The 13,757-nt window shown below is 41.1% G+C and carries 16 protein-coding genes; 8 read left to right on the forward strand and 8 right to left on the reverse strand.

Annotation, left to right across the window (positions count from 1 at the left end; translation table 11 throughout):
• Positions 1 to 124 precede the first annotated feature (124 nt).
• Together AC4MCD_RS08095 and AC4MCD_RS08100 are read left to right on the forward strand one after the other, a co-directional pair.
• Positions 125 to 349, forward strand: a complete 225-nt coding sequence (locus AC4MCD_RS08095; protein WP_004786091.1) for a hypothetical protein — start codon at positions 125 to 127, stop codon at positions 347 to 349.
• 382 nt (positions 350 to 731) lie between these two features.
• Positions 732 to 1,295, forward strand: coding sequence for a lecithin retinol acyltransferase family protein (locus AC4MCD_RS08100; protein WP_125278319.1), 564 nt, complete (start codon positions 732 to 734; stop codon positions 1,293 to 1,295).
• 119 nt (positions 1,296 to 1,414) lie between these two features.
• On the opposite strand, the gene AC4MCD_RS08105 is transcribed toward AC4MCD_RS08100, so the two are convergent.
• The gene (locus AC4MCD_RS08105) at positions 1,415 to 2,326 is read right to left on the reverse strand and encodes a bestrophin family protein (RefSeq protein ID WP_419365311.1); all 912 of its coding nucleotides are present in this window, start codon (positions 2,324 to 2,326) and stop codon (positions 1,415 to 1,417) included.
• 66 nt (positions 2,327 to 2,392) lie between these two features.
• The gene (locus AC4MCD_RS08110) at positions 2,393 to 4,120 is read right to left on the reverse strand and encodes a glutamine--tRNA ligase/YqeY domain fusion protein (protein WP_180017695.1); all 1,728 of its coding nucleotides are present in this window, start codon (positions 4,118 to 4,120) and stop codon (positions 2,393 to 2,395) included.
• Positions 4,121 to 4,549: 429 nt separating this feature from the next.
• Between AC4MCD_RS08110 and AC4MCD_RS08115 the strand changes: the two genes are divergently transcribed.
• Both AC4MCD_RS08115 and AC4MCD_RS08120 read left to right on the forward strand, forming a co-directional pair.
• Entirely contained in the window at positions 4,550 to 5,059 is a 510-nt protein-coding gene (locus AC4MCD_RS08115) for a peptidylprolyl isomerase (RefSeq protein WP_004786097.1), read from the forward strand.
• Positions 5,060 to 5,239: 180 nt separating this feature from the next.
• The gene (locus AC4MCD_RS08120; protein WP_491875878.1) at positions 5,240 to 5,965 is read left to right on the forward strand and encodes a UDP-2,3-diacylglucosamine diphosphatase; all 726 of its coding nucleotides are present in this window, start codon (positions 5,240 to 5,242) and stop codon (positions 5,963 to 5,965) included.
• 38 nt (positions 5,966 to 6,003) lie between these two features.
• On the opposite strand, the gene AC4MCD_RS08125 is transcribed toward AC4MCD_RS08120, so the two are convergent.
• Together AC4MCD_RS08125 and hpaI are read right to left on the reverse strand one after the other, a co-directional pair.
• On the reverse strand, positions 6,004 to 6,222 hold the full coding sequence (locus AC4MCD_RS08125; RefSeq protein ID WP_004786100.1) for a hypothetical protein: 219 nt from the start codon (positions 6,220 to 6,222) through the stop codon (positions 6,004 to 6,006).
• Positions 6,223 to 6,874: 652 nt separating this feature from the next.
• A complete protein-coding gene (hpaI, locus tag AC4MCD_RS08130) occupies positions 6,875 to 7,669 on the reverse strand; it encodes a 4-hydroxy-2-oxoheptanedioate aldolase (RefSeq protein ID WP_491875879.1) in 795 nt (264 codons plus the stop codon).
• Between the two features lie 245 nt (positions 7,670 to 7,914).
• On the opposite strand from hpaI, the gene nfsB reads away from it, so the two are divergent.
• Both nfsB and AC4MCD_RS08140 read left to right on the forward strand, forming a co-directional pair.
• The gene (gene nfsB / locus AC4MCD_RS08135) at positions 7,915 to 8,568 is read left to right on the forward strand and encodes an oxygen-insensitive NAD(P)H nitroreductase (protein ID WP_180017689.1); all 654 of its coding nucleotides are present in this window, start codon (positions 7,915 to 7,917) and stop codon (positions 8,566 to 8,568) included.
• A gap of 107 nt (positions 8,569 to 8,675) precedes the next feature.
• Entirely contained in the window at positions 8,676 to 8,903 is a 228-nt protein-coding gene (locus AC4MCD_RS08140) for a hypothetical protein (protein WP_491875880.1), read from the forward strand.
• On the opposite strand, the gene AC4MCD_RS08145 is transcribed toward AC4MCD_RS08140, so the two are convergent.
• The 4 genes from AC4MCD_RS08145 to AC4MCD_RS08160 all read right to left on the reverse strand — a co-directional run bounded on the left by AC4MCD_RS08145 (position 8,866) and on the right by AC4MCD_RS08160 (position 12,582).
• Complete coding sequence (locus AC4MCD_RS08145; protein ID WP_491875881.1) at positions 8,866 to 9,720, reverse strand: EamA family transporter; 855 nt, start codon at positions 9,718 to 9,720, stop codon at positions 8,866 to 8,868. The two genes, AC4MCD_RS08140 and AC4MCD_RS08145, sit on opposite strands and share 38 nt — an antisense overlap.
• An 87-nt stretch (positions 9,721 to 9,807) precedes the next feature.
• The gene (gene fba, locus AC4MCD_RS08150) at positions 9,808 to 10,845 is read right to left on the reverse strand and encodes a class II fructose-bisphosphate aldolase (RefSeq protein ID WP_104426189.1); all 1,038 of its coding nucleotides are present in this window, start codon (positions 10,843 to 10,845) and stop codon (positions 9,808 to 9,810) included.
• Positions 10,846 to 10,965: 120 nt separating this feature from the next.
• Complete coding sequence (locus tag AC4MCD_RS08155) at positions 10,966 to 11,244, reverse strand: hypothetical protein (RefSeq protein ID WP_419365316.1); 279 nt, start codon at positions 11,242 to 11,244, stop codon at positions 10,966 to 10,968.
• 150 nt (positions 11,245 to 11,394) lie between these two features.
• Positions 11,395 to 12,582 (reverse strand): phosphoglycerate kinase, encoded by a 1,188-nt coding sequence (locus AC4MCD_RS08160; RefSeq protein ID WP_491875882.1) that lies wholly within the window; start codon positions 12,580 to 12,582, stop codon positions 11,395 to 11,397.
• A 141-nt stretch (positions 12,583 to 12,723) separates the two neighbouring features.
• On the opposite strand from AC4MCD_RS08160, the gene AC4MCD_RS08165 reads away from it, so the two are divergent.
• Both AC4MCD_RS08165 and AC4MCD_RS08170 read left to right on the forward strand, forming a co-directional pair.
• Entirely contained in the window at positions 12,724 to 13,107 is a 384-nt protein-coding gene (locus tag AC4MCD_RS08165; RefSeq protein WP_034170328.1) for a DUF2237 family protein, read from the forward strand.
• Complete coding sequence (locus AC4MCD_RS08170; protein ID WP_180017681.1) at positions 13,107 to 13,700, forward strand: Maf family protein; 594 nt, start codon at positions 13,107 to 13,109, stop codon at positions 13,698 to 13,700. Before AC4MCD_RS08165 ends, AC4MCD_RS08170 begins: the two co-directional genes overlap by 1 nt.
• Positions 13,701 to 13,757 lie beyond the last annotated feature (57 nt).

Here is a 13,757-nt window from a genome sequence, read left to right on the forward strand (position 1 = left end):
TCAAAATCTCTTCTACAATCGAAAATTTAAAATACTGACTGCTGCTTTTATCACATAGGGCCTATTGCTTTATTTATTAAATTGGATATATTTCACCCTATGTTAGGTTGTGTATGAAGGCTCTATGAGTTTCTGGCAGAAGTTGTTTTCAGATGAACAACAAAATGAACACAAGAACCAGATTGCTTGTGTTGAAAATGATTGCTCTTGCAAGACAAATGAACAGCTCCTTGAAGCACTGTCTAAAGCAACTGATGAAGATATCATTATCGGAATCAAAAAAGTTCTAGCTTCTCGCGGTTACAGCCGTAAAGAACTCAATGAACTTCAGCACCTGCCGCTGCAATAAGCAGCTTAGGTCTTGATAAAAAGCATTTGCATACGCAAATGCTTTTTTTATATCTATCATTTGGATTTTTGCCAACCCTTATTTCCTCTTAATCAGATGGAACCTAATCTTTCTATCTGAACTTGGGTTTCTATATCTTCATTTCTCTTCAAACATGCGGATAAATGACTTTTCATATTAGCTTAGGCTATTTAGACATTATAGTTTAATATCTGCCTCAATCAGTTCACATACAGCATTTATAAAGTTCGAAAAATTTAAGGATGACTGTCTAGACAACGAATTCTGGATAGAATTGAACCCTAAAACATCGATTAATTCACAAAAAAACAGTACACTTGCTGTTTAAAATACACTTGTTATTAAATGGCTTAATCTTTACATGCAGCGAACTAAACGGTTTCCCATAGGTGCGCATCTTATGGTTAAACATTTCGGTTATACTCATCACGGGATTTATGCCGGGCGTGGTCGTGTCATCCACTACTCCGGTTTTGCACATTTATTTAAGAAGCATCCAATTGAAATTACCTCAATTGAGAAATTCAGTAACGGTAAACCGATTCAGATCCAGTACTATGCTTCAGCAAAATACAAAGGCCGTAAAGTGGTTCGTCGTATGCGTTCCAGAATGCATGAAAATAACTATCACTTGATTATCAATAATTGTGAACATCTCTGTACTTGGGCAATCACTGGTGTAGAAAGCAGCCCACAAGTCATTCAGATGATGAATCGCCTAACGACGATCGGTTATATCAGCTCCATGATGAGCTTTATGAATAGCCTTTTCCTGACCTTGACGACCACCTGTTTCGCCCTAGCCCTCTATATCAAGAAAAAGCTACGTGACAAGGCCAAACAACGTTTAGAGCAATATCGTGAGCTACATGAGCAGGTTAAAAACAATAGCCCAGATCTTGGCAATCATTTAAAACATCGCTAGGGTCATAGTTTCATGCTATTAAAATTTTTAAGCCCGCTATTCAAAAAATATTTAAAAAAATAAAATTTCTATCATTTGATTTATTTAATGATTAGCTTTTTAATAAAATCAGTTTAAACCTAAGTTAAATAAGCTTTTTGAGCTTTAATCGCTTCAGGTAATTCTTGTCCTAAAGAACTCAGGGTTTCACGTTCGATCAATCTCACAATAGAGTCTAAAGGCAGATCATTATCCTGAAATCCAAAAGGCTCTTCCAGTTCCGCACTCAGTTCATCTAGCCCTAACAGCATATAAGCAATCAGGCCGACTAGAATCGGAGTCCATAAACCAAGACTAGCTTCCAGACTAAATGGCAGGATAAAACAGAAAGAATAAACAGCACGATGCAATAGCACTGAATAGGAAAATGGTAACGGCGTCGACAAGATCCGGTCACAACCCGCCTGTATATCACCCAAAGCCACTGTATGCTGATTCAAATTGTTATAAATAATGTCTGTGATTTTGCCCTGTTTATAGAGCAAAACCAAATCTTTCTGGATCTGTTCCAGTACCCATTGTGATGCATTGATATGCGTGGACAATTGTTCAAATGCAGCAGCATCAAAACCAGTGTGCGCCTGGTAATGCTGAATACTTTGCTGTTGCTGTCTTAAACGGTCACGTAATAAGTGAGTAAACAGCATCATACGATACAGCAAGATTTCACGTGACTGATCATCAAGGACGTAAGTATCACGACATAAATGACGTGTCGTAGCAATCAGCGCTCCCCACAGCTTGCGCCCTTCCCACCAACGGTCATAACAGGCGGTGTTACGAAAGCTGAGAAAAATCGACAGAATCACCCCGAAGATGGTAAAGCCTATGGCCGGCACTGCAGGAAAGCTAAAAAAATGCGCCTGACGCAGATAGACCAGGAAGCCTGAAAGAAAAATTACCAGCCCCAAGGCAGGCAGAACTTTAGGCAAAATTGTGCCATGCCATGCAAACAGCAGACTAAAGCTATTACTTTTATCACGAACAATCATTCATTCTTTCCTGCCACGATTGAAAAAGCCCAACCGGAGTTGGGCTTTTTAGGGATTTAGCTTAAATTATTTGCCAGGTTTAAAGCTGTCTTTCAAATCCAGGATACGGTTGAATACTGGTTTGTCACTGGTATGATCATATTGATCCGCTACGAAATAACCTTCACGTTCAAACTGGAAACGATCTTCCGGTTTTGCCTGAGCCAATGCAGGCTCAATAACCGCTTCTACCACTCTCAATGATTCAGGGTTCAGATTCGCCAGGAAGTCATCCCCAGTTTCAGGATCTGATTCAGTGAACAGACGATCGTAAATGCGAACTTCGGCAGGAACACCTTTGGTTGCAGATACCCAGTGAACCACACCTTTTACTTTACGGCCTTCAGGATTTTTACCTAAAGTTTCAGGATCGATTGAGCATTTCAGTTCAACCACTTCACCGTTCGCATCTTTAATTACTTCATCACATTTGATGACATAAGCATGACGCAGACGCACTTCACCGCCTGGAATCAGACGTTTGAAGCCTTTAGGTGGCTCTTCTTCAAAGTCTTTACGGTCGATATAGATTTCTGAAGTGAGCGGAATAATACGTTCGCCCATATCCACGTTTGGATGACGTGAATGAGTCAGATCCATATCCGCTGGCAGATTGGTTAAAGTCACTTTCAGTGGATTCAATACTGCCATACCGCGAGCTGCGGTATTTTCTAAAGATTGACGGATGCAATATTCAAGCATTGCTACATCAACGATACTGCCATCGACTTTAGATACACCTACACGCTTACAGAAATCACGCAGACCTTCAGGCGTGAAACCGCGACGGCGCATGCCTACAACAGTCGGCATACGTGGATCATCCCACCCGTTAACATAACCGCCTTCAACCAGCTTGCGCAGCTTACGTTTAGAAGTGATGGTGTAATCAACATTCAGACGGCTAGATTCATACTGACGTGGAACTGATGGCGATTTAACTTTTTCCACCACCCAGTCATAGAATGGACGGTGATCTTGGAATTCCAGTGTACATAGTGAATGCGTAATGCCTTCAATCGCATCCGATAATGGATGCGCATAGTCGTACATTGGATAAATTTTCCATTTATCGCCAGTCTGGTGATGTGCAGAATGCAGAATACGATACAGGATTGGATCACGCATATGCACATTTGGCGAGTTCATATCTATCTTGGCACGCAATACCGCTTCGCCTTCAGCATATTCACCAGTGCGCATTTTCTCGAAACGCTCAAGGTTTTCTTCCACAGTCGCATCGCGTTGTGGCGAGTTTTTACCTGGCTCTACGAAGTTACCACGGTTCAGCTTGATCTCTTCCGGAGTTTGCAGATCCACATAGGCATCGCCCTGTTCAATCAGTTGAATTGCCCATGCATATAACTGATCAAAATAGCTTGATGCATAGCGGGGTTCACCATTCCACTGGAAGCCCAGCCATTTCACATCATTGGCAATACCATCCACATATTCCTGCTCTTCTGCATCCGGGTTGGTATCATCAAAACGCAGATTGCACAGGCCACCAAATTCTTCAGCAATACCGAAGTTCAGGCAGATCGCTTTAACATGACCAATATGCAAATAACCATTTGGTTCAGGCGGGAAACGGGTGACCACTTGCTGGGTACGGCCAGCTGCTAGATCGTCAGTAATCACCTGACGTACAAAGTCTAAGCCTGGTTGTTGTTCCTGCTGCTGCGCTGAATCGACTGCATTCTTATTTTGGGTCGGGTTGTCGGGCAGAGACGTCACAACATCATTTGGCTTCATGATTAATCATTCACTTCTAAAGTTAAAAAGGGATTAATGAATATGCAGTAGCTCACGCGGTCTAACTGTATTCACTAAATAAAGGTTCTTTAGTTTAACTATAGGTGAATGATCTCTCAACCGTTAACTTAGGTATTTGATTTCAATTCGTTCATTTTCAAATTGGAAAATACAATAGCTTACCAAATCGTAAAATATCCGCTTTTGACTGAGCCAGCAGATCAGTGCATGCTCTTAGGGTCAGACAAGCTTTATGAAGACGCATGATCTAGAAGAAATGACTTTGTAAATCAATGCATAAATAAGATACGATTTTTATGTTTTTAACAAGAAAATTATGTTTTTGCTTGCCTTGTCGATTGTAGTTTGCTTATGCTTCCTTCATTCAGAAAAAACCATGGCATTAGTCCATGATTAGGAGATTACACAATGAGTTTTCCTCAAGTCGAATTAAACACCAATAAAGGTCGTATTGTTCTTGAATTAAACGCTGAAAAAGCACCTAAAACAGTAGCTAACTTCTTGCAATATGTACGTGACGGTTTTTATGACGGCGTAATTTTCCACCGCGTTATTGATGGTTTCATGATCCAAGGCGGCGGCATGGATGAAAACTTCAAAGAAAAAGCAACGCGTGATGCGATTGAAAACGAAGCTGACAACGGTTTAAGCAACGATGTAGGTACCATTGCAATGGCACGTACTCAAGCACCTCACTCTGCTTCTGCTCAGTTCTTCATTAACGTGAAAAACAACTCTTTCCTTAACCATACTGGCAAAACTGCACAAGGTTGGGGTTATGCTGTATTTGGTAAAGTGGTTGAAGGCATGGACGTTGTTGATGCAATTAAAGGCGTTCGCACTGGCAACCGTGGTTACCACGCCGACGTTCCTCTAGAGAACGTTGTGATCGAATCTGCAAAAATCATTTCTGAGTAATTTTAAATCCTCCCTAACCCTCCTTTAATAAAGGAGGGAACCACCATTTTTAAAGATGGTTTTTCTCTTCCCTGAGTAAGTTTTAAAGCACTGCTTTTAAAACGAAGCGCAAGAAAGGGAGGAAAACTCCCTCTTTATCAAAGAGGGATTTAGGGAGATTCAAAAATAAGGAAAAGATTCGTGACCTATCTGTTTATCTCAGATTTACATTTGTCACCTGATCACCCTCGACTTGTTCGGGGGTTTTTAGATTTATTGGCAGCTTATCAGCATAAAAATACTCAACTGTATATTTTGGGCGACTGGTTCAATGCCTGGATTGGAGATGACTACTCGGCTCCCTGGCTGGATGAAATTATCACTGCTTTAAAACAGTTTAACCAGGCCGGTAATCAGATCTTTTTTCTCATCGGTAACCGTGACTTTGCCTTAGGCCAAGTTTTTCTGGATCAATTTTCCGGACAGCTTTTACCTGAAGTGACCAGTTTAAATATAGGTTCGATCCGATACCGGATTGAACATGGCGATGCACTCTGTACCGATGATGTGTCCTATCAACGTTTCAGAAAAGTCATCCGTCATGCCTGGATTTTAGGCTTTTTAAGAAAAATGCCTTTAAGTTTCCGTGCCAGAATCGCTAATGGTTTCCGCAAGAAAAGCCATGAAGCACAGCAATTGAAAAGCTATGAAGTTATGGATGTAAACCCATCTGCGGTAGAAGCAGCACTCAAAGAAGCAGATGTGCTGATTCATGGACATACTCATCGCGCTGCAATACATGATGTAAATGGTAAAAAAAGAATTGTTTTAGGAGATTGGAAAGCTGATTATGCTGAGATTTTAGAGCTGGGCAGCTCGGATATTGATATTCATAACATTCAATTAAAAATCTGGTATTACCCATGAAAAAAAGCAACTGCGAGCAGTTGCTTTTTATATTTTATTTAACTTAAACGGTATAACTGGTTAAAACCAGTATAGAAACTTTTACCATCCAGATTAAATGGATATTGTTCACCATTTTCAAGTTCAATCATCTTGCCCACATTGACCATAATCATACCATTGATGGTATTTTGCTGACGTTGCATTGGTACAACTTTGACTTGAATTTCACAACCATTAATGGCGGTCGCGATAGACCATGTATTTAAATTTTTCAAAATATTCACTCATAATATGAGCTTTTTGTGATTAAACAAGGAGAGCTATAGACTAAAAATAAATCTTATTTCTGGGTTTGCTAGAGTTTTTTTAACAGGAAAACCTGTCTTTCGTGTATCACAATCAGCTAAAAATAAACCAGCGAAAACAGTATTCGCTTTAAAGTAATTATCTTATAACTCTTTTTTGACCAAATAGCAAAATTACATTGTAATGACATATGTCAAGAGTAGTATTTTTCAGATGCTTTTTCGCCTATCTGAATGTCCAGTAAAGAAGTATTTCAACATATAAAACAAACCGATCAACATCATGATACTAAAGCCAGAGATCAAATCACCTGAATCAAGAAAGTTTAAAACTGCCAGATATCCACTAAGCAATGTATAAGTCAGCATTAAAGACGAATAAGATACGTTGCCCTAAATGATAACGTTGTTGTTTTTTTGCTCATGGATCTGTTTTTGCTGCTCAAAAAATACATCAATTTCTTCTGGTTTCATTTTACAATCCCACCCATCTTATTTTTTAAACTACTATAGCTAAAGTAAATAAAAAAGCTCTGACAAATCAGAGCTTTTATAAAATATCTTCTATATAAGTAATCAATATTGAGAAACCACAATTTACGACTCTCTGATATTTTTATAATCAATAACCGCCTTCTGACTTGATGACTTCAGCATCAGGTTTATATTTTACCAAAAGTTCACGAAGCGAATTCATCAGAACACTGGTATCGACGCCTACTGCAACAAACTCAGTTCCAAGGTCCAAATATTTCTGGGTAGCTTCATGCTGAGTCGATAAAATCCCAGCAGCCTTACCAGATGCACGAATCCGCTGAATGGCGTCTACTACTGCTTTTTGTACTTCAGGATGGTTCGGATTCCCCTGATAGCCCATAGTCGCTGAAAGATCTACCGCTCCAATAAATACACCATCAATCCCCTCAATCTTGAGGATTTCATCCAGATTTTCCAGACCTGTCACCGATTCAATCTGAATTAACAAACAGATATTTTCATGAGCAGTCTGGTAATAATTCGGGATACTGTTCCAGCGAGTCGCACGTGCCAGTGCAGCGCCCACGCCACGAATTCCTTCTGGGGGATAGCGGACTGCTTTGACCATTAATTCGGCCTGCTCCACAGTTTCTACCATAGGAATCAATAAGGTCTGTGCGCCAATATCGAGTAACTGCTTGATCAATTGTACACTGCCAATTGGTGGGCGTACTACAGCTTGAGATGGATAAGCAGCGATACTCTGTAATTGAGAGAGCGTCGTTCTCAAGTCGCTTGGGGCATGCTCGCCATCAATCAAGAGCCAGTCATAGCCTGCATTTGCCGCAATTTCTGTCCCATACGCATCAGCTAGTCCGACCCATAAGCCAATTTGCTGCTGCGTCTTTAATTTACGTTTAAAGTAATTGGTATATTGCATCGGCCCACCTATCTTGCATGCTATTGCCTGAAGTTCTTATTAAACTCCTGTTACCAGAAACTGCCAATATACAAAAGCTCGCTTTTTATCTGATTTAACTCTTAGTTTTTCATAAAATTTCACTCAAGATTATATAAATATAGACTTTGCCGATGATGTTTTTATTGTAATAATCTTTTGATCAGAAAAATCTAGATGCCTAAAGCATATTTCTAAACGCCTTATCAAAAGATTGGAGTCCATCAATGGATTTACTTAAGATCGCTCAAACCCGTTATACCACTAAAGCTTATGACCCTAACAAGAAGGTTCCAGCAGAACAATTTGAACGTTTATTAGAAATCTTACGCCTGACGCCATCTTCGATTAACATTCAGCCCTGGCATTTTTTTATTGCTGACAATGATGCCGCTAAACAGCGTATTGCCAAAGCACTAATTGGAACTTATGCCTACAATGCACCCAAAGTGCTAGACTCTTCACATACCATTTTATTTTGTACCAAAGCCGATATTGACGAATTACATCTGGACAACCTGTTAAATCGTGATGATCTCAGTGGTCGTTTTAAAGATGAAAGCGCCAAAGAAGGTCAAAAGAATACCCGTACCGGTTATGTACATTATTATCGTAATGAAAAAGGTGATATTCAGCGCTGGGCAGAAAACCAAACCTTTATTGCACTAGGACAGATCTTACTGGCTGCAGGAAGTGAAGGTATTGATGCCACACCGATTGGTGGTTTTGATGAAGACATTCTGAGTGAGGAATTACAGTTAGCTGAACAGGGCCTGATTCCTTCTGTATTGCTTACTTTAGGTTATCGCAGTGAAAATGATTTCAATGCCAAATTGCCTAAATCTCGTCTGCAAGCTGAAGATATTTTCACCAAACTGTAAGCATTTTATGTTATAAAAGGGGTCTAGTGCCCCTTTTCTTGTCAATTCGGGCCTAATTTTTGCTTTATTATCCAAACATCCAACTAGAATAACAATTAGAGGTACCCATGTCTGTTTTACCATCCAGCTCTTTAAAATTTGAATGCAAACACTGCGATAAGATCTATTTACATCACTATGCTAATGCCCAGCATCGTTATCCGAATTGTCCGGACTGCAAACAGGCAGGCTTATTGCTTGGACGGGCTGAAAAAGAAGACCTGTTACGTTATCCACTTGAATTTGCATCTTCCTATGTTAAACAGACATTGCATATGCTAGGCAAACAACACTAATCACGCCTAGAATCAGCCCGATCGTACTTGCAGGTTTGAGTCGTTCTTTAAAGATGAGCAAACCTGCAATCACACCAAAAATCACCACCAGAATATTCATGCCCGCGAATACAATCGCTGGCGTATCTTTGAGCATCATGTGGGCTTTGACGTAAAAAGCGATATTGGCAAAGTTCAACGCACCCAATAACAGACCGAAACCAATATCCTTGCCAGAACCCAGATGACGATATTGCAGCAGCAGATAGATCATCGACAGAATCATGGCACAGATAAACATCAAGTTCAGTGCCACAGCAAATTGTAGACCAAGGCTGGTGGTATATTTCAGCAAGACATCAATCAGCGCATAACCAAACCACACTAGGCCCAGAAAAAACATTCCCTGCCTGGAGCTTTGTGATGTCTGACGGTGTGAGAATAGAATGCACAGTACGGAACTTATGCCTAAGACAATACCCAGCATCTTGAGCTGGTTAAATTGTTCCTGAAAAATGAAATAAGCAGCAGCCAGTGATAGTACAACCGATAATCGCTGGGCAATTTCAGTTTTTAAGATCCCTGCTGTTTGTAATGACTTGGCCAGAAACAGAAAAACACTAGGCAATAAAACACCGAGGGCCAGAATCAGTAGCCATGGAGTCTGACTCATGGAAATATGCTGGATGTCTGGCTTGAACCAGAAAAAACACAATATGCTGGCTGTAACATAATTCCAGCTAATCATGTGGATAGGGCTCAAGCCTCTATTTTTAGCAATTTTTAAGAGTAACGAGACTGCAACACTACAAAATGCGGCAATAAAAATCAGTTCCATATGCTGCTCTTATTCTTCATCTTTATTTATATATATAAAAAAGCCCACATTCGCTGTGGGCTCTTCTTATAAATTATTCACAAGGAATTATTTATAACGCTCAACCATTTTCTCTAAAGAGATTGGACGAATCTTGTCTGCATTGCCTGCAGTACCAAATGCTTCGTAACGGTCGATACAGATTTGCTTCATTGCATCTACAGTTGCGCTGAAGAATTTACGTGGATCGAATTCGCTTGGTTTTTCAGCCATCATACGGCGCATTGCACCTGTAGAAGCTAAACGCAAGTCAGTATCGATGTTGATTTTACGAACACCGTGTTTGATCGCTTCAACCAGTTGCTCAACAGGAACACCATAAGTTTCTTTGATGTCGCCGCCATACTGATTAATCACAGCAAGCCATTCTTGCGGCACAGAGCTAGAACCATGCATTACAAGGTGAGTATTTGGCAGAGCTTCATGAATTTCTTTAATGCGGTCAATTGCAAGAATATCGCCTGTAGGTGGACGAGTAAACTTGTACGCACCGTGTGAAGTACCCACTGCAATGGCTAATGCGTCAACATTGGTATCTGCAACGAATTGACGAGCTTCTTCAACTGAAGTTAGCAGTTGAGAATGATCAAGTACGCCTTCAGCGCCTACACCATCTTCTTCGCCTGCCATACCTGTTTCAAGGCTACCCAGACAGCCGATCTCACCTTCTACTGAAACGCCGCATGCATGTGCCATTTGTACAGTACGGCGAGTCACATCAACGTTGTATTCGTATGAAGTTGGTGTTTTACCATCTTCACCCAGTGAACCGTCCATCATGACTGAAGTAAAGCCTAACTGGATTGAACGTTGACATACGTCAGGGCTAGTACCATGATCTTGGTGCATTACCACTGGAATATGTGGCCATTCTTCAACTGCAGCCAAGATAAGGTGACGTAAGAATGGTGCACCTGCATATTTGCGAGCACCTGCAGATGCCTGCACGATTACAGGTGAATTCGTTGCATCTGCTGCGAGCATGATTGCGCGCATTTGTTCTAAGTTGTTTACGTTAAACGCTGGTACGCCGTAAGCATGTTCGCCGGCGTGATCCAAGAGCTGGCGCATCGAAATAAGAGCCATAATATCCTCCCAGGTAATGGGCCATATTCTACATGTTCAACTATTGCAATACAGCCAAAAAATACAATATTTTATAAAAAATCCCTGCAAAAGCAGTGATTTTTACTTGCATAGTCTGAGTTATAGTGTCATAGGCTCGGAAGCACCTGATACAGATTCATCTACAGTCGCGGCATCTGCAGGTGCATTGGCAATTTCAGCCGGAACATCTGTATTTTTTTCATCCAGAACCGGTTTATCAATCGCATCAATTGCGGCTTGTTGCTCCGGACTAATAGTCTCTTCATTTACCACTGTTGTATTTTCTAGGTCATCTGCCGGTGTATTTTTCTGTGGGGTACAGGCAGTAAACATAAAAGATGCTGCCAGCAATGCAGCTAAAGTGAGGTGCTGTTTCATCTAAAGATCTCATCTTCATACTCTATTGTCTGCATCTTATGACAGCTTTATTGCACTTTAATGAATCATTGATGAACAGATCTGGAATAAATAAGCTATAAAAATAAAAAAAGCTGGCATCAAGCCAGCTTTTTACATTAGGACATGCGATTAAGCACGCTCTAACAATACCGCAACTGCAGGAAGTGTTTTGCCTTCAACGAATTCAAGGAATGCACCGCCACCTGTAGAGATATAGCCAATTTTGTCAGCAACTTCGTATTTATCGATCGCAGCTAAAGTATCGCCACCACCTGCAATCGAGAAACCTTCAGATTCCGCAATCGCTAAAGACAATGCTTTAGTACCTTCACCGAACTGATCTACTTCGAATACGCCGACTGGACCATTCCAAAGAATTGTTTTAGACGTTTTCAGGATTTCAGCAAATGCTTTTGCAGTTTCTGGACCAACGTCAAGGATCATGTCATTGTCAGCAACGTCTTCAACTTTCTTCACAGTCGCTTTAGCCGCAGCTAATGAACCCAGGAAGTCATCAAAGTTGATTTCAGATGCATCAGCAACCACAACATCAGTAGGAAGTGGAACTGAAACTTTTGCGGCAATGGCTTTCGCTGTATCGATCAGGTCATTTTCACACAGTGATTTACCTACATTGTAACCAGCAGCTGCAAGGAACGTATTTGCGATACCACCACCAACAATCAATTGATCACAGATGTCAGACAATGAAGTCAAAACATCAAGCTTGGTAGAAACTTTAGAACCCGCAACGATCGCAACCATTGGTTTTTCAGGTGTTTTCAATGCACGGCCCAATGCATCCAGTTCAGCCGCCAATAAAGGACCTGCTGCTGCTACTTTAGCTAAACGAGCGACACCTTCAGTTGATGCTTCTGCACGGTGTGCAGTACCGAACGCATCCATCACGAATACGTCACAAAGGGCTGCATATTTTGCTGCAAGTTCAGGATTGTTTTTCTTTTCCCCTACGTTGAAACGGCAGTTTTCCAGTAAAACCACTTGACTCGGCTGAACTTCAACACCATCTAGATAGTCTGTGAAAAGTTTTACTTCCTGACCCAATGCTTCAGTCAGATAAGCTGCTACAGGTGCAAGAGACTGTTCAGCCTTCGGCTCACCTTCAACTGGACGACCAAGGTGTGAATACACCATGACAGCCGCGCCCTTTTCTACTGCAGCTTTAATTGTTGGTAATGCAGCACGTAGACGCGCATCGCTAGTGATTACACCATTTTTAACCGGTACATTTAAATCTTCACGGATCAGAACACGTTTACCCGTCAGGTCAAGGTCAGTCATACGCTGAAAGTTCATTGTAGAGCTCTCTTTATAGATATTAAAAACGAGGCGATTTTAAATGATTATGCAGAAAAAGGTTAGCATCTTTTGCAGAAAACATTATGAATGCCAAAGTTTTGTTATGATAGAAAAAAGCTTCTTCCAGATTCAGTACCTATGTCGATACATCCTGATCCTAATCTTAACCGTCTCAATGTTCTGGGCGAGCCTTTGGCAAGCTGTTGTTTTGATCCCATTACTGGGTATTTCCGTAATGGCTTTTGCCATACCGCACCTACCGATCTGGGACAGCACACTGTCTGTGCACAGATGACCTCTGAATTTCTGAATTTTTCCCAGAAAGTGGGCAATGACCTGATTACACCATTACCAGAACTGGGATTTCCTGGACTGCAACCTGGTGATTTCTGGTGTATCTGCGTGACACGCTGGGTAGAAGCTTATGAAGCTGGACAAGCGCCACCGATCAAGCTGCAAGCCTGTCACAAAGCTGTCCTTGCTTATGTTCCTCTCCATATTTTAGAAGAATACGCTGTCTAATGAATACCGCAAAAATCATCTTGGCTTCTTCAAGCCAGACCCGTAAAGAACTGATGAACCGTCTACGTCTTGATTACGTATCGGTCGTCCCGGACATAGATGAATCACCCCAAGGTGAAAATCATGCGGATGAATTAGCCAAACGCCTGGCTTTTGAAAAATCTCGTCATGTCGCTGAGCAACATCCTGATGCAATTGTGATCGGTTCTGATCAGGTAGCCTGGCGTGAAGGCGCACCAGATATCTTTATGGGTAAGCCTTTAACAATAGAAAAGGCCATTCGCCAGCTGCAGGCCAATTCGGACAAGATTGTGTATTTCAGTACGGCGCTCAGCGTTCAACAGAAATCTACCGGTTTTGAACGTACGCTGGTAGAACATTATAAAGTCAAATTCCGCAAACTGTCTCAAGCGGAAATTGAGCGTTATGTAGAAATCGAACAGCCCTTGCATTGTGCCGGTAGTTTTAAATGCGAAAGTCTTGGGATTAGCCTGTTTGAAACCATGATCGGGCAGGATCAAACTACCCTGATGGGTATGCCGATGATTCAGCTATGCAATATTCTGCGTGAGCTAAAGATTTTAGTTCCTTAATCCTTTAAAGAAGTAATAAAAAAGCAGTCCCAAGACTGCTTTTTTAAATCATGATAA

Source organism: Acinetobacter sp. CAU_H_78 (assembly GCF_058599365.1).

What these genes read in the sequence shown, in the direction of transcription:
- AC4MCD_RS08170 (WP_180017681.1), top strand. Translation starts at nt 13,107, where the DNA reads ATGAATACCGCAAAAATCATCTTGGCTTCTTCAAGCCAGACCCGTAAA.
- AC4MCD_RS08165 (WP_034170328.1), top strand. Translation starts at nt 12,724, where the DNA reads ATGTCGATACATCCTGATCCTAATCTTAACCGTCTCAATGTTCTGGGC.
- nfsB (WP_180017689.1), top strand. Translation starts at nt 7,915, where the DNA reads ATGGATTTACTTAAGATCGCTCAAACCCGTTATACCACTAAAGCTTAT.
- AC4MCD_RS08155 (WP_419365316.1), bottom strand. Translation starts at nt 11,244, where the DNA reads ATGAAACAGCACCTCACTTTAGCTGCATTGCTGGCAGCATCTTTTATG.
- hpaI (WP_491875879.1), bottom strand. Translation starts at nt 7,669, where the DNA reads ATGCAATATACCAATTACTTTAAACGTAAATTAAAGACGCAGCAGCAA.
- AC4MCD_RS08105 (WP_419365311.1), bottom strand. Translation starts at nt 2,326, where the DNA reads ATGATTGTTCGTGATAAAAGTAATAGCTTTAGTCTGCTGTTTGCATGG.
- fba (WP_104426189.1), bottom strand. Translation starts at nt 10,845, where the DNA reads ATGGCTCTTATTTCGATGCGCCAGCTCTTGGATCACGCCGGCGAACAT.
- AC4MCD_RS08140 (WP_491875880.1), top strand. Translation starts at nt 8,676, where the DNA reads ATGTCTGTTTTACCATCCAGCTCTTTAAAATTTGAATGCAAACACTGC.
- AC4MCD_RS08115 (WP_004786097.1), top strand. Translation starts at nt 4,550, where the DNA reads ATGAGTTTTCCTCAAGTCGAATTAAACACCAATAAAGGTCGTATTGTT.
- AC4MCD_RS08095 (WP_004786091.1), top strand. Translation starts at nt 125, where the DNA reads ATGAGTTTCTGGCAGAAGTTGTTTTCAGATGAACAACAAAATGAACAC.
- AC4MCD_RS08110 (WP_180017695.1), bottom strand. Translation starts at nt 4,120, where the DNA reads ATGAAGCCAAATGATGTTGTGACGTCTCTGCCCGACAACCCGACCCAA.
- AC4MCD_RS08100 (WP_125278319.1), top strand. Translation starts at nt 732, where the DNA reads ATGCAGCGAACTAAACGGTTTCCCATAGGTGCGCATCTTATGGTTAAA.
- AC4MCD_RS08160 (WP_491875882.1), bottom strand. Translation starts at nt 12,582, where the DNA reads ATGAACTTTCAGCGTATGACTGACCTTGACCTGACGGGTAAACGTGTT.
- AC4MCD_RS08145 (WP_491875881.1), bottom strand. Translation starts at nt 9,720, where the DNA reads ATGGAACTGATTTTTATTGCCGCATTTTGTAGTGTTGCAGTCTCGTTA.